The 22059-nt window shown below is 51.1% G+C and carries 17 protein-coding genes, 2 tRNA genes and 2 rRNA genes; 13 read left to right on the top strand and 8 right to left on the bottom strand.

Translation table 11 applies throughout. The annotated features are described in order from the left end of the window. The first annotated feature begins 324 nt into the window (after window positions 1–324). The 10 genes from aspA (at window position 325) to KWG64_RS12975 (ending at window position 11467) form a co-directional block, all read left to right on the top strand. Window positions 325–1761, top strand: coding sequence for an aspartate ammonia-lyase (gene aspA / locus KWG64_RS13020; RefSeq protein ID WP_152325347.1), 1437 nt, complete (start codon window positions 325–327; stop codon window positions 1759–1761). 135 nt (window positions 1762–1896) lie between these two features. Then, a complete protein-coding gene (locus KWG64_RS13015) occupies window positions 1897–3198 on the top strand; it encodes an anaerobic C4-dicarboxylate transporter (RefSeq protein WP_218522138.1) in 1302 nt (433 codons plus the stop codon). A gap of 205 nt (window positions 3199–3403) precedes the next feature. Continuing rightward, complete coding sequence (locus tag KWG64_RS13010) at window positions 3404–5140, top strand: protein-disulfide reductase DsbD (RefSeq protein WP_218522137.1); 1737 nt, start codon at window positions 3404–3406, stop codon at window positions 5138–5140. A 43-nt stretch (window positions 5141–5183) separates the two neighbouring features. After that, a complete protein-coding gene (locus tag KWG64_RS13005) occupies window positions 5184–5759 on the top strand; it encodes a transcriptional regulator (RefSeq protein WP_152325350.1) in 576 nt (191 codons plus the stop codon). Window positions 5760–5888: 129 nt separating this feature from the next. Continuing rightward, window positions 5889–5964, top strand: a tRNA-Phe gene (locus KWG64_RS13000). Window positions 5965–6197: 233 nt separating this feature from the next. Next, on the top strand, window positions 6198–7358 hold the full coding sequence (locus KWG64_RS12995) for a mandelate racemase/muconate lactonizing enzyme family protein (protein ID WP_218522136.1): 1161 nt from the start codon (window positions 6198–6200) through the stop codon (window positions 7356–7358). Next, complete coding sequence (locus tag KWG64_RS12990; RefSeq protein WP_218522135.1) at window positions 7351–8667, top strand: MFS transporter; 1317 nt, start codon at window positions 7351–7353, stop codon at window positions 8665–8667. The genes KWG64_RS12995 and KWG64_RS12990 overlap by 8 nt, the downstream gene beginning before the upstream one ends. An 81-nt stretch (window positions 8668–8748) precedes the next feature. Next, window positions 8749–9774 carry a S66 peptidase family protein gene (locus tag KWG64_RS12985; protein WP_218522134.1) on the top strand — a complete coding sequence of 342 codons (1026 nt, stop codon included), beginning with the start codon at window positions 8749–8751 and terminating at the stop codon, window positions 9772–9774. A 264-nt stretch (window positions 9775–10038) separates the two neighbouring features. After that, window positions 10039–10923 (top strand): winged helix-turn-helix domain-containing protein, encoded by an 885-nt coding sequence (locus tag KWG64_RS12980; RefSeq protein WP_218522133.1) that lies wholly within the window; start codon window positions 10039–10041, stop codon window positions 10921–10923. Window positions 10924–11062: 139 nt separating this feature from the next. Continuing rightward, the gene (locus tag KWG64_RS12975) at window positions 11063–11467 is read left to right on the top strand and encodes a FidL-like protein (protein ID WP_195813548.1); all 405 of its coding nucleotides are present in this window, start codon (window positions 11063–11065) and stop codon (window positions 11465–11467) included. Window positions 11468–11490: 23 nt separating this feature from the next. On the opposite strand, the gene KWG64_RS12970 is transcribed toward KWG64_RS12975, so the two are convergent. The 5 genes from KWG64_RS12970 to KWG64_RS12950 form a co-directional block, all read right to left on the bottom strand. Further along, window positions 11491–11763: a helix-turn-helix domain-containing protein gene (locus tag KWG64_RS12970; RefSeq protein ID WP_104923563.1), complete on the bottom strand. Its 273-nt coding sequence runs from the start codon at window positions 11761–11763 to the stop codon at window positions 11491–11493. A 27-nt stretch (window positions 11764–11790) separates the two neighbouring features. Then, on the bottom strand, window positions 11791–12729 hold the full coding sequence (locus tag KWG64_RS12965; protein WP_255562184.1) for a fimbrial protein: 939 nt from the start codon (window positions 12727–12729) through the stop codon (window positions 11791–11793). Window positions 12730–12815: 86 nt separating this feature from the next. Next, the gene (locus tag KWG64_RS12960; RefSeq protein ID WP_370628669.1) at window positions 12816–13553 is read right to left on the bottom strand and encodes a molecular chaperone; all 738 of its coding nucleotides are present in this window, start codon (window positions 13551–13553) and stop codon (window positions 12816–12818) included. A gap of 35 nt (window positions 13554–13588) precedes the next feature. Then, window positions 13589–16090, bottom strand: coding sequence for a fimbria/pilus outer membrane usher protein (locus KWG64_RS12955; protein WP_218522130.1), 2502 nt, complete (start codon window positions 16088–16090; stop codon window positions 13589–13591). 96 nt (window positions 16091–16186) lie between these two features. Further along, window positions 16187–16768, bottom strand: coding sequence for a fimbrial protein (locus KWG64_RS12950; protein ID WP_152325359.1), 582 nt, complete (start codon window positions 16766–16768; stop codon window positions 16187–16189). Between the two features lie 690 nt (window positions 16769–17458). Between KWG64_RS12950 and acs the strand changes: the two genes are divergently transcribed. The 3 genes from acs to actP are packed head-to-tail and all read left to right on the top strand — an operon-like array spanning window position 17459 to window position 21450. Continuing rightward, on the top strand, window positions 17459–19420 hold the full coding sequence (acs, locus tag KWG64_RS12945; RefSeq protein ID WP_218522129.1) for an acetate--CoA ligase: 1962 nt from the start codon (window positions 17459–17461) through the stop codon (window positions 19418–19420). A 54-nt stretch (window positions 19421–19474) separates the two neighbouring features. Then, window positions 19475–19786, top strand: coding sequence for a DUF485 domain-containing protein (locus KWG64_RS12940; protein ID WP_101078242.1), 312 nt, complete (start codon window positions 19475–19477; stop codon window positions 19784–19786). After that, the gene (actP, locus tag KWG64_RS12935) at window positions 19783–21450 is read left to right on the top strand and encodes a cation/acetate symporter ActP (protein WP_165058782.1); all 1668 of its coding nucleotides are present in this window, start codon (window positions 19783–19785) and stop codon (window positions 21448–21450) included. Before KWG64_RS12940 ends, actP begins: the two co-directional genes overlap by 4 nt. A gap of 63 nt (window positions 21451–21513) precedes the next feature. On the opposite strand, the gene rrf (KWG64_RS12930) is transcribed toward actP, so the two are convergent. The 3 genes from rrf (KWG64_RS12930) to rrf (KWG64_RS12920) form a co-directional block, all read right to left on the bottom strand. Further along, window positions 21514–21629: ribosomal RNA gene (gene rrf / locus KWG64_RS12930) — 5S ribosomal RNA — on the bottom strand. Between the two features lie 36 nt (window positions 21630–21665). Further along, window positions 21666–21741 (bottom strand) — tRNA-Thr (locus KWG64_RS12925). 50 nt (window positions 21742–21791) lie between these two features. Further along, window positions 21792–21907 (bottom strand): 5S ribosomal RNA (rrf, locus tag KWG64_RS12920). Between the last annotated feature and the right edge of the window lie 152 nt (window positions 21908–22059).

The raw sequence follows: 22059 nt of genomic DNA, 5'->3' as shown, positions 1-22059 counted from the left end.
GAAACCCTGAATAAGTGCCTGTTTCCGATGTTTGCCATCAAAGAAATGCAGGCTGACTACAATGAGATGGTGCTGTATCCCGGTGATTTCAAGCGCCAGACCTGATTTAATTGAGCAGGTAAATGAATTGTGAGAATTCTCACAGATACTAAAAACTTGCACAATCATAGGGCAGGATAGTGATCTTAGTACGTGCAATTCGCCTGAAGCAGCATATGATCGCCTTCGTTGTGGAAACAACGGTTGATCGTTTTAAATTTACCACGGCTAGTAACATAATTTTAAACATCGCATAACGCATTCAGTACCGAAGAGAAGGTTCTCATGTCAAACACCATTCGTATCGAGGAAGACCTGCTGGGCACGCGTGAAGTACCGGCAGAAGCTTATTACGGCATTCATACCCTGCGGGCGATTGAAAACTTCTATATCAGCAACACCAAGATCAGCGATGTGCCAGAGTTTGTTCGTGGCATGGTGATGGTGAAGAAAGCGGCGGCTCTGGCCAACAAAGAGCTGCGCACCATTCCACGCCATATTGCGGACATCATCATTCAGGCGTGCGACGAAGTGCTTGATAAAGGTAAATGCATGGACCAGTTCCCTATCGACGTCTATCAGGGCGGCGCGGGAACCTCGGTAAATATGAACACGAATGAGGTGCTGGCGAACATCGGTCTCGAGCTGATGGGTCACCAGAAAGGCGATTACCAGTTCCTTAATCCCAACGATCACCTTAATAAATGCCAGTCCACCAATGATGCCTACCCGACCGGTTTCCGTATCGCGGTTTACGCCTCTTTGCTGAAACTGGTTGATGCGATTTCCCAGCTGGGCGATGGTTTCGAGCGCAAAGCGGTCGAATTTGAAAACGTCATCAAAATGGGCCGCACGCAGTTGCAGGATGCGGTACCGATGACGCTCGGTCAGGAATTCCATGCATTCAACGTGCTGCTTAAAGAAGAAACCCGCAACCTGATCCGCACCGGCGAATTACTGCTGGAAGTGAACCTCGGGGCAACGGCGATCGGTACGCGTCTGAATACACCGGAAGGTTATCAGCAACTGGCCGTGCAGAAACTGGCGGAAGTCAGCAATCTGGCCTGCGTTCCGGCTGAAGACCTGATTGAAGCAACGTCAGACTGCGGCGCTTACGTGATGGTTCACAGCTCCCTGAAACGTCTGGCGGTTAAGCTTTCCAAAATCTGTAATGACCTGCGCCTGCTCTCTTCCGGGCCGCGCGCCGGGCTCAATGAGATCAACCTGCCAGAATTGCAGGCCGGTTCTTCCATCATGCCTGCCAAAGTTAACCCGGTGATCCCGGAAGTGGTGAATCAGGTTTGCTTCAAAGTCATCGGCAACGACATGTGCGTTACGATGGCCGCCGAAGCGGGTCAGTTGCAGCTGAACGTCATGGAACCGGTGATCGGCCAGGCCATGTTTGAATCCGTGCATATCCTGACTAACGCCTGCTACAACCTGCTGGAAAAATGCATCAACGGCATTACGGCAAACAAAGAAGTGTGCGAATTCTACGTCTTCAATTCTATTGGGATCGTGACGTATCTGAACCCGTTCATCGGCCACCACAATGGCGATATCGTCGGGAAAATTTGTGCGGAAACCGGCAAGAGCGTCCGTGAAGTCGTGCTTGAGCGCGGTTTGCTGACGGAAGCCGAACTGGACGACATTTTCTCCATCGAGAACCTGAAGCACCCGGCCTACAAAGCGAAGCGTTATACCGATGAAAATGAACAGTAACAGACTCCATTTCTGACCTTTTAAAGGCTCGTTGTTCTCCGGAACAGCGGGCCTTTTTACTGAGTAGCAAACAACAATCACATAACAATTATTTTTCAATTCCTTAAGGATTGCTGGATATATGGACGGACAGCCATGTTAATCATCGAACTTATTATTGTACTCGCCGCGATTTTTCTCGGTGCCCGCTTAGGCGGCATCGGCATTGGTTTCGCAGGCGGATTGGGTGTTCTGGTGCTCGCTTTAATCGGCGTGAAACCGGGCTCGATTCCTTTTGACGTTATCTCCATCATCATGGCCGTGATTGCCGCCATATCGACCATGCAGGTCGCGGGCGGGATGGATTATCTGGTGCAGCAAACCGAAAAACTGCTGCGCCGCAACCCGAAACACATCACCCTTCTGGCCCCGATCGTCACATATTTCCTCACGATCATGGCCGGTACCGGCAACATTTCACTGTCTGCGCTCCCGGTGATTTCTGAAGTGGCAAAAGAGCAAGGCATCAAGCCTTGCCGCCCGCTTTCAACGGCCGTTGTGGCTGCGCAGATTGCCATCACCGCCTCGCCGATTTCCGCCGCAGTGGTGTATATGGCGTCGACGATGGAAAGCCACGGTGTCAGTTATTTACACCTGCTGTTGGTGATGATCCCTTCGACGCTGGCCGCCGTGATTGTGATGTCGCTGATTATCAGCTGGTGCTTTGACTCGAAACTCTCCAACGATCCGGTTTATCTCAAGCGTTATGAAGAGGGCCTGATTGCGCTGCGTGGCGATAAAAAAGTGGAAATAAAACGTGGCGCGAAGCTTTCCGTTTTACTGTTCCTGCTGGGCGTTTTTTCTGTGGTCGGCTATGCCGTGATTAACAGCCCGAGCCTTGGCTGGGTTGCTCAACCGGTGATGACCACCAACAGCGCGATCCTGATTATCATGCTCAGCGTGGCGACATTAATCACCCTGTTGTGCCGCATCGAAACCGACTCAATTCTGACCTCCAGCACGTTCAAATCCGGCATGAGCGCCTGCATTTGTATCCTCGGCGTTGCCTGGCTCGGAGACACGTTTGTACAGGCGAATCTGGGCTGGATTAAGGAAACCGCGGGCACCATTATTCAGGCACATCCATGGCTGCTGGCGGTGATTTTCTTCTTCAGTTCGGCCCTGCTCTATTCACAGGCCGCGACGACCAAAGCCCTGTTGCCCATGGCGCTGGCGCTGAGCGTTTCCCCGCTGACGGCGGTGGGCTCTTTCGCGGCAGTTTCCGGGCTGTTCATTTTGCCGACGTATCCGACGCTGGTGGCCGCCGTGCAGATGGATGACACCGGCACCACCCGAATTGGCCGGTTCGTCTTTAACCATCCGTTCTTTATACCGGGCACGATCGGCGTATTTTTGTCGGTTCTTTTCGGCTTCGCCGTCGGCAGTATTATTCTCTGACAGTTTTTCCGGGGGCTGCGGCCCCCGCTTTTTCTGCGTTCTCCCGCGTCACTCTTTTGTAAAGTACCTGCAAGGCTTTCTGCGTCGCGTTCGCACGGGGTATACTCACATTTCATTAACGCGCTGCGGCATGAAGCCGTCCGCATCTTCTGTCGAATCACCCAGTGGCCGTTCACCTGCCGCGACAAAGAGAACTTTACTCCGCATGGATCACCGCATTCTTCGAATTTTCTTCCTGCTGTGCAGCCTGTTTATGTTGCCTTTGCAGGCTCACGCCTCGTTGTTTGATAAACCGGCCGCCACGCAATTTGTTCCTGTTGATCAGGCTTTCAGCTTTGATTTTCAGCAGCAAGGCCATGATCTCAAACTGAACTGGCAGATCCGCGACGGTTACTATTTATATCGCAGCAAAATTGAGATTGAACCGAAGAATGCCCGGCTGGCAGCGTTTATCTTGCCGAAGGGCCGTGAGCATCACGATGAGTTTTTCGGCGACAGTGAAGTCTTCGAAAACGCGCTGCGCCTTACGGTGCCGTTACGACAGGCCAGCGCCGATGCGACCGTCCGCGTAACTTATCAGGGATGCGCCGCTGCCGGTTTCTGCTATCCGCCGGAAACCCGCGAAGTGCCGCTCAGTGAGGTTTCAGAGCCGGTTAAAGCCAGCGCAGACGTTGCAGAATCCGTCCTTTCTCCGGTTGAGGCCACACCAGCGAAAGTTTCCACGCCGCTGCCTTTTTCGCCGCTTTGGGCGTTGCTGATTGGTATCGGCATCGCATTCACGCCGTGCGTACTGCCGATGTATCCGCTGATTTCCGGCATTATTCTCGGGCGCCAGCGTCCGCACAGCATGAAGCGAATTTTCCTGCTGTCGCTGGTGTACGTACAGGGCATGGCGCTGACATATACGTTGCTTGGGATGGTGGTCGCCGCCGCGGGCTTGCAGTTCCAGGCCGCATTACAAAGCCCGTGGGTGCTTATCGTTTTATCCGTGATGTTTATCGCGCTGGCGTTATCGATGTTTGGGGCTTTCAGCCTGCAACTTCCATCCTCCGTTCAGACCCGGCTGGCGTTGTGGAGCAATGAACAAAAAGGCGGTTCGCTGCCGGGCGTCTTTATTATGGGTGCGCTGGCTGGCCTGATTTGTTCCCCCTGCACCACCGCGCCGCTGAGCGCCATTTTGCTGTACATCGCCCAGAGCGGAAACTTACTGGCAGGTGCCGGTACGCTTTACCTGTACGCGCTGGGGATGGGGATCCCGCTGATTATCGTGACGATGTTCGGGAATAAACTGCTGCCACGCAGCGGCCCGTGGATGCATTACGTCAAAGAAGGCTTCGGTTTTGTCATTCTCGCGCTACCGGTGTTTTTACTTGAGCGTGTGATTGGCGATACCTGGGGATTACGCCTGTGGAGCCTGCTTGGCATCGCGTTCTTCGGCTGGGCGTTACTGCTGAGCCTGAAAAGTCAGCGTGGTATCGTGCGTGTTCTGCAACTGATTTTCCTCGCCGCTGCGCTTATCGTCAGCCGTCCGTTGCAGGACTGGGCTTTTGTGCCCGCCAGCAGTCAGTCCGCGCCACAGCACGCGCTGAACTTCCAGAAAATCCATAACGTTGATGAACTGAACGCCGCCTTACAGGGCGCGCAGGGCAAACGCGTCATGCTGGATTTGTACGCAGACTGGTGTGTGGCATGTAAAGAGTTCGAAAAATATACGTTTTCCGCGCCAGAAGTGCAGAATGAACTGGCGAACACTTTGTTGCTTCAGGCCGATGTGACACAAAACTCGGCGGAGCAAAAGGCGCTGTTAGAGCGTCTTGAAGTGCTGGGCTTGCCTACGATTTTATTCTTTGGCCCCGACGGCCATGAATTGCCGCAGTCGCGGGTTACCGGTTTTATGGATGCCACTGAGTTCAGTGCGCATTTGCAGAAAGCCCGCCCTTAAACGACACTACATTTTGAAGTACGCGAATTGTGAGGAGGCAAACGTGCTACGTGAACAGGTTCTCGATCAAACCCTTAATCTCTTGGAACAACGTGGCCTTGCAACATTGTCACTGGAAAACGTCGCTGAACTCGTCGACGTTCCGCTCAATGAACTGCGCCGTTTCTGGCCCGACGCCGAAGCGCTGCTCTACGACAGCCTGCGCTATCATGGCGAGCAAATTGAAATCTGGCGGCGTCAGCTGATGCTGGACGAAACGCTCACTCCACCGCAGAAATTACTGGCGCGGTATAAAGTGCTCGATGAGCAGGTGCGCCAGCAGCGTTATCCGGGATGCCTCTTTATCGCAGCCTGTACGTTTTTCCCTGAGAGCGACGCGCCTATTCATCAACTGGCCGAAAATCAGAAACGGGCGTCCTACGACTACACGCTGTCTTTGCTCCAGGAAATGGGTTCCGATGACGCCGAAATGGTGGCGCAGCAGATGGAACTGATCCTTGAAGGTTGTCTGAGCAAGTTGCTGGTGAAACGTCAGCTCATCGATGTGGAAGTGGCGCGACGCCTGGCAGAAGATGTTTTGAATGTCGCACGCTGCCGTGAACATGGCGCACTTTCCTGACTTTCTCTGACCGCAGACAGGCCATTTCGCCATTTTTGAATGAAAAGACAGCAAACGAACGTCTTTTATGTGTTTTAGATGACAAAGCCGTTGACGACACATGCCCAATACGGTTTAATGCGCCCCGTTGCCCGGATAGCTCAGTCGGTAGAGCAAGGGATTGAAAATCCCTGTGTCCTTGGTTCGATTCCGAGTCCGGGCACCATATTTAAAGAAACCAGCCTAACGGCTGGTTTTTTGCTTTCTGGCCTCGGCAAAAAAAAACCAGCCCTCTCCTTTCGTGACTGACTTCTCATCCCTTCATTCATTTGCACAAAACTCCAGTTCAATCCTGTTTAAAAATTAGGCCAACGTCCGTTAACGGGCATATTTCCTCGTTTTAGACTGTTTCCTTAGGCTAAAAAAATTTACTCAAAGCCCTACAAACAGGATTGTCTGATGCAAATAACCCACATTGAGGTATTGCGCGTTGCTATTCCTTTCAGCAGCGGCAGGGAAAAATCACAAGAGAAAAACACTGACGCCTACAACGCGGCGTCACCGACATTAACCCGTATGGAAACGCTGCTGGTCAAAATCACCACGGATACCGGTTTACACGGCTGGGGCGAAGGTTTTGGTCATCTTTCTAACCCGATGACGGAAACGGCGCTGAACGGCCTGGTGGGCAAATTTTTCCTCGGACAAACCTGCCCGCAAAGCCTTGAAGAAATTGCCTCGCTGATGCAACAGGCAGAAATCAATTTCCACGCCTTTGGCCGCACGGGGCCGGTGATGTTTGCGCTCTCAGCGGTGGATATCGCGCTGTGGGATTTGTTGGCAAAAGCCAGAAACCAGCCGCTTTGGCAATTGCTCGGGGCGAAGCGCCATAAAATCGGGGTTTATGCCAGTCTGGTGAGTTATGGGAATGACCCGCAACGCGTGGCCGAAAAAGTGCTGAGCACTTATGACGCCGGATTCCGCGCCATCAAACTGCATGAAACCGAATACGCTGCCATTGCAGCCGCGCGGGAAGTGTTACCGCAGGATGCCGAACTGATGGTCGATGTGAATTGCCCGTGGAGTGTTGAAGATGCCACGGCGCAGGCAAAGGAATTACGCCCGCTGAATCTGGGATGGCTGGAAGAACCCGTCTGGCCGCCGGATGATCTGGCCGGTCTGGCGCAGGTCAGAACGCAGGGCACACGAATTGCCGCTGGCGAAAATGCGGCAGGCGTACAGGGATTTGTCGAGCATTTCGAACACGGTGCGATTGACGTCGCGCAGCCAAGCGTCAGCAAAGTTGGCGGTATCACCGCTATGTTGAAAGTCTTCGCGCTGGCAAAACAATATTCTGTCCGGGTTGTTCCGCACTGCTTCTATTATGGCGCTGGCCTGATGGCGACCGCGCAGCTGGTGGCCTTGCTTGATGAAAGTGTCAGCCTGGAGGTGCCTTTCATTCAGTGGCAGGAACAGCTTTATCCGCAGCTGGATTTCACGCCACGCATGGTTTTACCTGATGCACCGGGTCTGGGTTTCGAGCCTTCTCCCGCCGTCATTAAGAAATACCTCGTCAGCTCACAAACACTTTCCCTGAAAGCGGAGACGGCTCATGCGTAAATCCAATTACCGCGTCGTTATCGCCCTGCTGCTGTTTTTTGCAGGCATGCTGAATTATCTCGATCGCGCCGCGCTGTCGGTCATGGCACCGCTGATCAAAGGCGATTTGCACATTGACGATGCACAGATGGGGATTTTGTTCAGCGCCTTCTTCATCGGTTACTGCCTGTTTTGTTTCATCGGGGGCTGGAGCGCTGACAGATTCGGGCCGCGAAAAGTGTTCGGGCTGGCGGCGGCTTTCTGGTCAATATTCTGCGGCGCTACGGCTCTGGTGACAGGTTTCGGGCATTTACTGATCGTACGCGTCATGTTTGGTATCGGTGAAGGGCCGATGGGCACCACCACCAACAAATCCATCTCCAACTGGTTCCCGCGTAAGGAAGTCGGGCGCGCAGTGGGATTTACCAACGCCGGGCAACCGCTGGGCGCCGCAATTGCTGCACCGATTGTCGGGCTGGTCGGGTTGCACTTCGGCTGGCGTATTGCCTTTGTGGTGATTGCCGCGCTGGGCTTCGTCTGGCTGGCGGCCTGGATGATTCTCTTCCGCGATAAACCGGAACAGCATCCGCGCGTCTCAGAGGCCGAGAAAACGCTGATTGCCAGCGACCGTCCGGCGACACCGGTCACTTCAGGGATTAAAGAAAAAGATGCGCATACCCTGTGGTATTACGTTTTTTCCAAACCGGTATTAGGCGTGGCTGCCGCGTTTTTCTGCTTCAATTATATTCAGTATTTTTTCCTGTCATGGCTGCCAAGCTACCTCACGGATTTCCAGCATCTGGATATCAGGAGCATGAGTATTATCGGCATTCTCCCGTGGCTGGGCGCAACTGCAGGCTTCATTGGCGGCGGCATTGTGGCAGATATGCTGTACCGCAGGACCGGTAACTTCCTTTTTTCACGTAAAGCCGTCATTTTCACCGGCCTGATTATCGCCGCAGGTTGCGTGCTGATGACCGCTTACACCCGCAATACGGCCGGTGCCGTCGCCCTGATAACCGTCGCCAGTATCTTCGCGTATATGACGCCGCAGGCGTGCTGGTCGCTGTTGCAGGATATTGTGCCGGCGCACCGCATCGGAACCGCAGGGGGATTTGTCCATCTGCTGGCTAATCTGGCCGGGATTTTATCTCCCAGCATCACCGGATTTTTAATCCAGTACGGCGGCGGTTATCAGTCTGCTTTTATCCTGTCGAGCGGTCTGGCGATCGTCGGCGTGGTCGCAATGGCCATACTCGTACGCCAGAATAAAGTGAATGAACTTTTTGGTAAAAAAAGCCCGTCAGAAGACGTCATTACTGAGCATTAATCCTTTGATTTATCATGTTCAACCTGCAACTGAGCTGATACATTGCAGGTTGAACATTGAGCAAATTTATAGGATATAGAAATGCCTTCGTCCGGAACTCCGCTATTCCCGCCAGCATTGAAAACCGGTAACACTATTGGTTTTTTCTCCGCCTCTTCACCGGTTACCGCCACGGCACCAAACCGCTTTGCGCGCGGGAAAGACTTCCTGCGGGAAAAAGGTTTTGTGCTCAGAGCGGGATTGCTGACCGGCGAGTCAGATCATTACCGTTCAGGATCCGTTGCCCGGCGGGCAGAAGAATTAAACCAGCTGTTTCGTGATCCGCAGGTGCGCTGCGTGATGTCTACCATCGGTGGCAATAACACTAACTCCCTGCTGCCTTATCTCGATTACGACGCACTGCGCGCTGACCCGAAAATCATTATTGGTTATTCAGATACCACCGCGCTGCTGGCAGGCATTTACGCACAGACGGGACTGATTACTTTTTACGGCCCTGCGCTGGTTGCCTCTTTCGGCGAATTTCCCCCGCTGGTTGATGAGACTTATGCGTCTTTTACTGACGTTCTGATGAACCGTCACGACGCGCCGTATCGTTATTCTCTGCCCTCACACTGGACGGACGAAAAGCTTAACTGGAATGATATTGCTCCGGTTCGGGCTAAGCATTTGTATGCCAATACCTGCCGTTTTCTGGGCAAAGGGCGTATTGAAGGGCGCGTCATCGGCGGTAATCTGAATACGCTTTCGGGGATCTGGGGAAGTCCTTATCAGCCTGAAATCCGTCAGGGTGATATTTTGTTTATCGAAGACAGCCTGAAAGATATCGCCACCGTTGAACGTTCGTTCTCCATGCTTAAGCTCAATGGCGTTTTCGACCGCGTCAGTGCGATAGTGCTCGGGAAGCATGAATTATTCGACGACGCCGGAACCGGCAGGCAGCCCGCCGATGTACTGCTGGAAATCCTTAACGACCAGAATATCCCGTTAGTCGACGGCTTTGACTGCTGCCATACTCACCCAATGCTCACCTTGCCGCTGGGTGTCGATATTGCTGTCGACTTTGACCGGCAGCAGATTCACATTACCGGCCAGTACCTGTCCTGATGACCGTATAAATCACGTACTACTAAAATTCCGTACGTGATTTATATCTCTCCGGTTCAAGCCTCCCTTTTTCTTCTCTCCCGTTAAGGCTGTGCATTGCCAGCATGTAAATATTTCTGACAACAATCTGACTTTTAAATAGTACGGTTTATACTGACTGCCCCTTTACGACGGTATATCAGGGTAAAATTCTGATAGGGTAGCACTGTACTAATTATCTGAACGCAAATGTAAGACAGGATATGTTTAACAGGGAGACGAAGGATGCAAATGATTTATCTGATTGAAAATGAAATAGTATTCAATCCAGAGGATAACTCACTTTCTTTGCTGAGCGACGCTGAGAGTAAGGTCGCTGTATCCAATCCTGCGCGGAGAATTTTATTATTGCTGATTGAGCAACATGGCATTGTTGTTCATCGTGAAACATTTTTTAAAAAAGTATGGGATGACTACGGACTGACCGCCAGTAATAATAATCTCAATCACTGCATCAGCAAATTACGTAAAGTGATTTCTATGCTGGGTTATTCCGATGAATTCATTGTCACCGTTCCCAAAGTGGGTTTTTTCATCAGGAAAGAGATCGCCATTGCGGTGAATTTTGAGCAAATCGCACCTCCCGCAGAAAATACGCAAGAGTGCAAAAGTTTTATCGAAATCCCGGAAATCATTCTGCCCGTCGCTGAAGAACAGCCTTCCGCAGAGGTTGTGACTGAGCCCGTTCAGCCCGACACCGTGACGCCGGAGCGGTACCGATGGGAAACAAAACACTCTGTTTTTATGAGTATTTTAGTCACAACAGTGATTACGGCCTGGGGGATTTTTATCCTTTATCCTAATCTGAGTGACCCGATGGCGCATTTGCAGATTGCGAGAATAGGCGTCTGCGAACTGTATTCAGCCGCGCCCGTCACTCCCTCACGAAAGGAGGAGTTCGCGCGTCTGGCCGAAATATTCCTGCGGAAAAACAATATTTCCTGCAAGCCCGGTGAAATATTCATATTCCAAAGCGAGCGATTTTCTCTCCCGATAAATACGGGTTCTGTGCGCGACTTTATGACGCAATGTAATACCGATGATAATCATAAGATGAACATTTGCATAAGTTATTATACAAATGACAGGACCACGAATGACAAATTATAATAAAAGCTTACCTTCAGTAAAGAAGATCCTTCTTTTATCCTTGCTCCCTATTTTTGTTTTACTGATCATTGTTTTTTGCGAGATTTTTTTAAGAAGAGAGAAAGAGGCATTTCCGGTCAATATCCCATGCAGGGGGAACATGATCATTGAAGCACAATATGATAATCAAAAAGCCAGAATGGTGACATCGCTGTACTTTAGTTTTCTGAGCAAGAATAAAATTTTGATTTCTCTGAGCGGGACAGGGTATTTGTATAACAACGAAAATGTCGTCGTTGAGAAAAAAACGCTGCTGCGCAATATCTATTATGATTATATCCATGAAAGTAAGGCCACGGATACCTATTCGATGACCAGCAGTCAGATCAATATCGACAGCGTGGATGACTTTGACTGGCGTATTTCCTCACTTTTACTGATGAACAGTTTTTTTCTGACGGGCCACACAGATACGCTGGTCTTAAAGAAGTACGGCGATAACGCCCTGCTCATCGAAAACAATCAGTCACCGTTTACGCTGTGCGTCTTCAGTAAGAGTCTGTGAGACCCGGTAGTCACTGCTTTTGTCTATTTATAATACAGATAGAGCTGAAACCCGCAGGCTTGTGCGTAACGGGCCAGCGTACTGAAACTGGCCTGTGCCGGACGCTTTTCCAGGCGGGTGATGGCCGGAGGTGTGATCCCCAGGCGTCGGGCCAGTTCAGTTTTATTTAATCCGGCATCTTCGCGTAAGGTTTGCAACAACGCATGAATTTCTGTCTCAGCAATGAGTTCCGGAGCCTGCGCAGAATATACCGGTTCTTCAAGCGCCTGAGCCCGTAATTTAGCCGTTCTTAGCATGTCGTTCTCCCTCTCTTACAGACGCGGTCAGTAGTAGTTAATCTTGACGATCACTGACGCATCAAATTGCCCGAGAGAAAGTGCTCTCCCCGGGATCGCACTCACTTTCGCCGTGAAGTTTTTCGTTACTTCATTCACGTTATTGAGTTCAGCAAAATCATCGTAACGATTGAACGTAATCGCCTGTTCTTTATCGTTATAGAGCATTAATTTGGCGCCATTCGACAAGTCTATGGCCGTGTTATCGAGCAGCGGACTGGCCGTGGAAAACTCGGCCTGCAGGGAGAAATTATCCAGACACCCCTGCTTAACGGCTTTAATGGCAAATGGCAGAGAAATGCCGGAAGAACGGGAGAGAATAGTGCTCTGAATCGGGCCGAAATCCACAATCTGAGATTCCGGATAGACTTTTAAATCGGAGCCACAGGCCAGGAAGCGAATCCCCTGTAAGCCGGAGAGGTTGTATTTCAGGTTCTTCGCGCCAGGCGTTTTATTGATGCCGCGGCTGCCATCAAGCTGGAATACCGTGAACTGGTCGGCGCCCTGATAATGACCGCTAGAAGGCGCGTTCCCGCTGACTTTGATATACAGACGGAAAGTGACGTTTACCGTCACGTTTTGGCCTTTTTTGATAGGCGTGCTGTTGGTGCTGAGACGCTGTTCATTCTGCTCGAGATCCTGCCCGTTATAGCTCACGCCCAGCAGTAAACCCTCGCCAATGGATTGTGATTTCGGGTTGAAGTAGAAATGCACCACATCAATGATTGAACCCAGAACGTTATCGCAATACGCGGTGACGTTAATGTCATTGGATTCCCAGATCTTGGTGCCCACCGGCACATTCGACGGTATCGCCAGTTGTCCGACCGGGATCGCCGGTTTATCGACGATCCCCGTTCCTTTTTCCACGCAATCGAGCGCCAGCACGCTGCGGGAAAAACAGAGCAATAAAATAATCAATATCATCCTGCCAGCGGATAACCGGTAAATATCAGGCATAACAATCCCTTATCAAGGAGATGAACAGGTTTAAATACGGGCGTTCACACGACTTAGCGTTTGCCTTCTTTGCTGATGAGCTGACACTGAGGCGTCTGGCACTGGTACTCGTTCACCTGTAAACCCCCGTAGTCGTCCATATATCCCAGGCTGTAACGATCGCTGACGTACTGGCCGCCGGTCAGGGATTCCGTCGCAAACGGGGCCAGCATCACGCTGTCAAAACCCGGCACGTTGCCTTTATTATCCTTACCCAGATAGCCGACGGTGATATAGAAAGGCGTCGGGTTGGTCAGTTTCAAACCGTCCGAAAGGCGGCTGACCTGAAGCTGTTCCTGCCAGTTTCCTTTCAGCAATTTGCGCAGTTCGGTGGGCCGGAAGAAAAGCTTCACGCGGCTCTGAATCGCAACCTGCATCACGTTGGCCATTTCGCTTTTTGGCGGCACTTCACGCACATTGAAATAAAATAGCGATTCACGATCTTTCGGCAGCGCGGCAGTTTCCGGTAACTGAAGTACGCGGATCTGGCTTTTCTGACCCGCATCAATTCGCTGCATGGGCGGCAACGCCACCAGCGGGGACGTTATTTTTTCGCCCTGCGCATTCTCCAGCCAGACCTGCGCCAGATAAGGCAAATCTTTGCTCTGGTTCTCCAGCATGACGCTGACCGATTTGTCATTGGCATTAAAAATGATGCGCGTCCGGTCAAGGTTAATGGCTGCAATGGCCGGACAGGCCACGCTGGCCATCATCAGTAACGCCATGCCAGTGTGTAAAATCTGCTTCTTCATCGGACTCTTCCTTTCCTGATTCACTTTGTTAATTTTCAGCTGCACGGTAATAGCACCTGACCGGAACGGGTCACGGGCTGAGAAGGTACCTGTATCCGGCATTGCTGTTCATCGCCCCAGCGTACGGTCAGCGATTTCTCGCCGGAGACGCCAGCCAGATACGCCAGACCGCCATCACCAATCAGACCGGCTTCAAACCCGGAACTGTTGTCCGTCACTGACGAACCCAATGGCGGATAGCTTCCGTCAGCGAGACGAATTACGGCCATCAGGCGCTCGCCTTTAATCGCGCGGATTTTGCGGAAACCTATTGCTCCTTCCGTCAGGGTTTTGCTGACAACCGAGCTGTAAACTTCCACATCATCAGGCAGATGATTGACGTCAACGCGGATATCAGAAGTCTGATAGCTTGAGACGCCGTTCACGACGGCGATGCCGTAATCATTCGTTACCGACGCGCCTTCGCTGATCGGAATGCCCTTCACCCCGGCAGACACCATCATGCGCGGCTCGCTGCCTGAGCTGCTCTGGTGCAAGGCGGCTCCGGCTCCGGTGGCCGTAAATGAGCCGTACCAGTTGGCGTTTACCGAGCGATAATCATTATTTTTTACGCTGCCGTTCACGCCTAACTGACCGTACGGCGACATGTGCTGGTAGTTAGCACGGAAAACGCCGTCGCCTTTTTGCAGGTCAGGGCTGCTTCCGCCGGCTCCCACGCGCCAGCTGTTGTTCGGATCCTGGCTGTTGTAATAAGACGCGGTTTGCGAAAAGCCGCCCTGGGAATCCTGTTGTGCGTCATAGCTGATCTGTTGCCCGGAAGACAACGGCAAACTGAATGACAGAAACATCTGGTTTTCATCGGTATCGCGGTATCTCAGCTTGCTGGCGGACAACGTTCCGGAAATGCCGGTGAACCGCCCGATATCAAATATCTTGCTGACGGAAACGCTGTAGTTATTGCTGGGATTCTCGTTCCAGTACACCTTATGCGTCGCCGAGAGATACAACGTGATCGCCGGCCACGGCAGAAACTGGTTGGCGGTTACCGTATAAGTTTGTTTATCGTCGCGGGAATACCCGTCGCCGTTCACCTTGTCGAGATACTGGTTGAACGACATGAATGTTTTTTCCGAGAAACGATAACCGGCAAAAGTGATCTGGCTTCCGGTGGAATCGAAGCGTTTGGAATAGTTGGCGCGATAGCTGAAACCCGTTTGTTTACCCGCCACAGGGACTGTTGCGGAAGAACGGGTGACATCGAAAGACACGGCGCCCAATTTTTGCAAGTTCTGCCCGACGCCGAGCGCCTGAGCCTGATAGTTCCCGGTGGTGGCAATCAGCCCGCCATAAACGGAGAAATCATTGAGCGCGCCCCACGACATTTCTCCGCTGTAAAAACCCGGTTGCAAAGCGTGATTGCTGCTGCCGGTGGTCGGTTTCCCCATCGCCGTCTTGAAGCGCACCTGACCTTTGCGGGTCAGAAACGGGATCGTTGCCGTGGTAACCTGATATGTCGTTACGCTGCCATTTTCTTCTTCAATTTTAACGTCCAGCGCGCCCTGGACGGCTTCCGTCAGGTCCTGCACGACAAACGGCCCGGGAGAAACGTTGGTCTGATAAATCACCCGGCCGTTCTGGCTGATACTGACTTTGGCGTTGGTTTTGGCGATACCCGTTACCTGAGGCGCATAACCACGCAGTGAAGGCGGCAACATCCTCTGATCGCTGTTGACGGAAACGCCGACAAAGCGGAAGGAATCGAAAATATCTGAGCTGAAATAGGTCTGCCCGCCGGTCAGACGCGCGCCGATGGAAGGTAATGCACGGAACAGATAGGTTTGCGTCCAGGTGAATTTATCGCTTGCAGGCGATCCTGACGCCCGGGCGGCGGAATACTGATAATCCGCGCGGGCACGCCATGCACCCAGGTTAAATCCGGTCGTACCATAGCTGCTGAAACTGGTCGAGCTGTTACCTTGCTGCGGCATGTATTTGCTGCCCAGCAGGTTGTAATCAAGTAATACGCCATTCACGCCGTTATCCCACTGGGAAGGCGGCACCCAGTTTTCATCGTGAAACGTCAGCCACGCCTGCGGGATACTGATATTCAGCGTCTGTTTTTCCTGATCGTAACGCGCAGTGATTTCTTTCTGACGATACAGAGAAGTGCATTCGCCGTGATGCCAGAGTGTCAGCTGTGCCTGAGCGGTTTTGGTCAGATCGAATTTATCCACCAGTGAAGGCGGCACGCACAGACGGCTGTTTTTATTATCTTCAGTAGGAATATATTTAATCAGGCTTTGATCGCCCAGCGTGCGGCCATTGAGCACGACATCCAGCAGATATTCACCGGGCGCAATATAATTCGCCACCTGAAAACGTGAAAGGTCTACATTATTGCGATCGGCAGAATCAATAAAGTTAACGTTAAATTCCACCGCCAGACTTTTGAATGAAATAAAGCATCCTGACAAGAAAATAATAACCCCTGTTGTTATTCTCATCCCTGTCGATGTTCTGTCCATCGCAAACAACATAATAAAATCACTTTTCTATTTTTTATAAATCCAGCACGGAACCCCGATGCACCCGGAAAATAAAGGGGAGATAACTCCCCTAAATAACAGCAATATTTATTTGTAGTTCAGGGCGTAAGTCGCCTGAGAAACGATAGTACCGGTGGAGACTGGCTGGGTGTTGGCTTCAACGCGCGCAGCAAATACCAGCTCGTTATTACCTGTTACCAGATTAATGTCTTTTGAGGTATCGCCAACTTTCAGCAAATCACCGTTAGCGTCGATGAGACGGATGCCTGCACCTTTAGCGCTGCCGGTGTTCGCCAGCAGTTCAGTGGCGCTGCTGTCCGGAGTACCCGCAAAAGATACGGCCACTTTAGACATCGCCGGATATTCAACGGTGCCGGCAGTTTGCGCGGTCAAATCGCAGTCTTGCAGATGGATGGTGTAGTTAACGTTTTGAGAATATTTATTGCCGCTTGCCAGCACCTTATTCGCCACCTGACCCATATCGACATTAATGTCTTCATCGCCTGCGGCAATAGAGCAAGGCGCATTAATAACGGTACCGGTGAAATGAATACGGCCGGAACCCTGGTCAGCGCCGGTCGGAGGTGTTGTGACGTCATCAGCAAAAGCTGAAGCGGAAATTAAAGTGGATAAAGCAATAATCAGTGTCTTGTTCTTAGCGTTAAACATAGTAAGTCCTTGAGATTTAACGGTAGCTATTAAGTGATAAATACGCTCACAGGCGATATTTTTCGCTGTACCGAAGAGAGCACCCCTCTCTTGCCAGATCAATATACTGATATTTTTAATTTAACGTTATAATAATTTGCCAATTGCAAATATTAAGAGTTTTAATCTCAGATTAATCTTTAAACATCACCTTTATGAATGGAAATTAACTTAAAAGTTAAAATAATTAACATTAAATGTTCCGGCCTGAATAAAAATCATTCTTGTTAAGTTGAAAAGTTAAGCTTTAGTTAACCAATAATTTACTTTTCGTTTAATTAAAATTTACGTTTTCAGGGTTATTGATACATTTTCTCCGACAGTGGTGAGAAAACTCTGCATTCAGATCAAAAGAACGCCCTCAGCTAAGTCCATCCGGATCTCTCTTCAGATCATTTTCAGTCGATCATTCTTCTCAAACTGCCCTGCGTTCATTGAGAAATGACAGTTTCCGCTTCCTTTTTGGCCCATACCTCAGTTCATTCTGACGGCACGTTGGCTTTTGTGGCCTGCCCCGCACCGCTGTTGCAGATATCTTGCTGTTTTTTCTCCGCTTGCGTGATCTGCCCCCCAGAAAGCAAACAAAGCCCTAACGCAAACTACACTTAACTTTTGATTGACATATATTTAACAAAATAAAGGAGAAAAACCATGAGCCAAATTCATAAGCATTCTATTCCTGCCTCTGTGGCAGAACGCGCCCTGATCACACCTGAAAAATATCAGCAGTATTATCAGCAGTCTGTTGAAGACCCCGATGCCTTTTGGGGAGAACAGGCAAAAGTCCTCGACTGGATCAAACCGTTTACTCAGGTGAAAAACACCTCGTTTGCACCGGGAAATATTGATATTCGCTGGTTTGAGGATGGCACGCTCAACCTGGCGGCTAACTGTCTCGACCGGCATTTAGCAGAGAAAGGCGATCAGACTGCGCTTATTTGGGAAGGCGATGATCCTAACGCCGAAAATAAACACGTCACGTATAAACAGCTTCACCATGATGTCTGCCAGTTCGCTAATGTATTAAAAGGACTTGGCGTCAGGAAAGGCGATGTTGTCGCCATCTATATGCCTATGGTGCCTGAAGCCGCCGTGGCAATGCTGGCCTGTGCTCGTATCGGCGCAGTGCATTCCGTCATTTTTGCCGGTTTCTCACCGGAAGCCGTTTCAGGCCGCATCATTGATTCCAATGCCAAAATCGTGATCACCGCCGATGAAGGCTTGCGTGCAGGTCGCACCATCCCGCTGAAACAGAATGTGGACGATGCCCTGAAAAATCCGGCAGTCACCAGTGTTACGCACTCCATTATTTTCAAACGCACCGGGAAACAGGGTGAATGGAAAGAAGGCCGCGATATCTGGTGGCATGACGCAATAAAAGATGTTCCGGCGGATTGTCCGGCGGAAGAGATGAAAGCGGAAGATCCGCTGTTTATCCTCTATACCTCCGGATCTACCGGTAAACCTAAAGGCGTTTTGCATACCACCGGCGGATATCTGGTTTATGCAGCGCTGACTTTCAAATACACCTTTGATTACCACGACGGCGACATCTACTGGTGTACAGCCGACGTAGGCTGGGTAACCGGCCACAGCTATCTGCTCTACGGCCCGCTGGCTTGTGGTGCGATCAGCCTGATGTTTGAAGGCGTGCCAAATTACCCGACGCCAGCACGCATGGCTCAGGTCATTGATAAGCATAAAGTAAACATTCTTTATACGGCGCCAACCGCCATCCGCGCATTGATGGCGGAAGGGGATAAAGCGGTCGAAGGAACCAGCCGCGCCTCGCTGCGGATCATGGGTTCAGTGGGCGAACCGATTAACCCGGAAGCCTGGGAGTGGTACTACAAAACGATTGGTAACAGCCAGTGCCCGATCGTCGATACCTGGTGGCAGACTGAAACCGGCGGTTTCATGATCACACCGTTGCCGGGTGCAACGGAGCTGAAAGCGGGTTCTGCAACCCGTCCTTTCTTCGGTGTGCAACCCGCGCTGGTCGATAATGAAGGTATCCCGCAGGAGGGCGCATGCGAAGGCAATCTGGTGATTACCGATTCCTGGCCGGGCCAGGCACGTACCCTGTTTGGCGACCACGATCGCTTTGAGCAAACCTATTTCTCCACCTTCAAAAACATGTATTTCAGCGGTGATGGCGCGCGTCGTGACGAAGATGGCTATTACTGGATCACAGGCCGCGTGGATGACGTCCTGAATATCTCCGGCCACCGTCTGGGAACCGCTGAAATTGAATCCGCACTGGTATCACATCCAAAAATTGCAGAAGCCGCCGTTGTCGGGATTCCGCATAACATCAAAGGCCAGGCTATTTATGCCTACATCACTCTGAATCATGGCGAGGAACCTTCACCGGAGCTCTATACGGAGGTACGCAACTGGGTGCGTAAAGAGATAGGGTCCATCGCCACACCGGACGTTCTTCACTGGACTGATTCATTACCTAAAACCCGTTCCGGCAAAATTATGCGTCGCATTCTGCGCAAAATTGCTGCCGGTGACACCAGTAATCTGGGAGATACCTCAACGCTTGCAGATCCGGGCGTAGTTGAAAAATTGTTGGAAGAAAAACAATCAATGAAAGTGCCGTCATAATTTTCACCGCCCTGGCGCGGTGAACTCTATCAATGCCTCACAGGAGTCACTGAGATGAATGATCTCATTTATCAGAGAGTTGTAAGTAACCCGCGCTTCAGGGAACTGGTGCAAAAACGCAGCCGTTTTGCCTGGCTTTTGTCAGGCATCACGCTGGTGTTGTATGTCGCTTTTATCTTGTTGATTGCGTTCGACCCGCAATGGCTGGGGACGCCGTTGTATGAAGGCGCCACAATCACGCGGGGTATTCCGGTTGGCGTCGGGCTGATCGTGATTTCTTTCATCCTCACTGGCATCTATGTCATTCGCGCGAACAGCGAGTTTGACCAGCTGACGGCTGATATTATCCGTGAGGTTAAGCCATGATCGCACGCCGTAGCTCCCTCCTTTTCCTGATGTTATCTCTGGCTTTGCCTTTCAGCGCTTTTGCAGCAGAAGGAATTGCAGGAGAGGTAAAACGCCAGCCTCTTAATATTGAAGCGATAGTGATGTTCGTTTTGTTTGTGGGTGCGACGCTTTATATCACCTACTGGGCCGCTAAACGGACGCGTTCCCGTCAGGATTATTACACGGCTGGCGGCCGAATTACCGGACTGCAAAACGGGATGGCGATTGCCGGTGATTTCATGTCAGCCGCATCTTTCCTTGGGATCTCCGCGCTGGTTTATACCTCCGGTTACGATGGCCTGATCTATTCCATAGGCTTCCTTATCGGCTGGCCAATCATCCTTTTCCTGATTGCTGAACGTCTGCGTAATTTGGGTAAATACACCTTCGCCGACGTCGCTTCATACCGGTTGAAGCAAAAGCCAATTCGCCTGCTCTCAGCCTGTGGTTCGCTGGTGGTGGTTGCACTGTATTTGATTGCACAGATGGTGGGGGCCGGTAAGCTTATCCAACTGCTGTTCGGCCTGAACTATCATGTTGCAGTCATCCTGGTTGGGATCCTGATGGTGCTCTACGTGCTGTTCGGCGGCATGCTGGCAACAACCTGGGTACAAATCATTAAGGCAATCCTGCTGCTGGCGGGCGCCACGTTTATGGCCGTTATGGTCATGAAATCCGTCGGTTTTAACTTCAATACCCTCTTTACACAGGCCGTGGCAGTGCATTCAAAAGGTATCGCGATCATGAGCCCGGGAGGACTGGTTTCCGACCCGATATCGGCGTTATCGCTGGGGCTTGCACTGATGTTTGGGACCGCAGGCTTGCCGCACATTCTCATGCGTTTCTTCACCGTTAATGATGCTAAGGAAGCCCGTAAAAGCGTATTTTACGCAACCGGCTTCATTGGTTACTTCTATATCCTGACGTTCATTATCGGTTTTGGCGCTATCGTGCTGGTCAGTTCAAACCCTGCATTTAAAGATGCCAGCGGCGTATTGCTCGGCGGCAATAATATGGCAGCGGTACATCTGGCCGATGCGGTCGGCGGGAGCTTCTTCCTCGGTTTCATCTCTGCAGTGGCCTTCGCGACAATACTGGCCGTAGTGGCAGGATTAACACTGGCTGGTGCATCTGCGGTTTCTCATGACCTTTATGCCAGCGTCATTAAAGATGGTAAGGCAACGGAACGGGATGAGCTGAGGGTCTCAAAGATCACCGTTATCGTTCTCGGTATCGTGGCGATCGCTTTGGGTATTTTGTTTGAAAAACAAAATATTGCGTTCATGGTGGGCCTGGCATTCTCCATCGCAGCAAGCTGTAATTTCCCGATTATTCTTCTGTCGATGTATTGGGCTAAATTGACGACTCGCGGCGCGATGATAGGTGGGTGGCTGGGGTTACTAACGGCCGTGATACTGATGATTCTGGGTCCAACGATTTGGGTGCAGATTTTAGGACACGCGAAGCCAATCTATCCTTACGAATATCCGGCTCTCTTCTCAATGATTGTTGCCTTTGCAGGAACCTGGTTCTTCTCTATTACCGACAATTCTGTTGAAGGGCAAAAAGAGAGAGAGCGTTTCTATCCTCAGTTTGTTCGTTCACAAACAGGGATTGGTATCTCACAAAGCTCTAATCACTGATTTTTTACGCAGACAAAAGCAAAAAGCCCTGTACGTCAGTACAGGGCTTTCCACTTATTTGATGCCTGGCAGTTCCCTACTCTCGCATGGGGAGACCCCACACTACCATCGGCGCTACGGCGTTTCACTTCTGAGTTCGGCATGGGGTCAGGTGGGACCACCGCGCTGTTGCCGCCAGGCAAATTCTGTAATTTACCGAACTCTACGCTTGTTACTGGTGCTGATACCCAGAGTCGAACTGGGGACCTCACCCTTACCAAGGGTGCGCTCTACCAACTGAGCCATATCAGCACGCTTATTCTTATAACAGCCTGCTTAATAGCAAACTTTACTAATTTGATGCCTGGCAGTTCCCTACTCTCGCATGGGGAGACCCCACACTACCATCGGCGCTACGGCGTTTCACTTCTGAGTTCGGCATGGGGTCAGGTGGGACCACCGCGCTACTGCCGCCAGGCAAATTCTGTTTCATTCATAACGCTCACCCTACCTCAGGCTTGCACTACGAACCAATCTCGGAACAATCAGCTGAAAAATCTAGGTCTATCACAGAGCCAATCTAAAACACCTTTGGTGTTGTAAGGTTAAGCCTCTCGGGTCATTAGTACT

Source organism: Rahnella sp. PD12R (genome assembly GCF_019200965.1).
In the GTDB taxonomy this organism is placed as follows: Bacteria; Pseudomonadota; Gammaproteobacteria; order Enterobacterales; family Enterobacteriaceae; genus Rahnella; species Rahnella laticis.
This window is presented reverse-complemented; position numbering and strand designations above follow the sequence as displayed.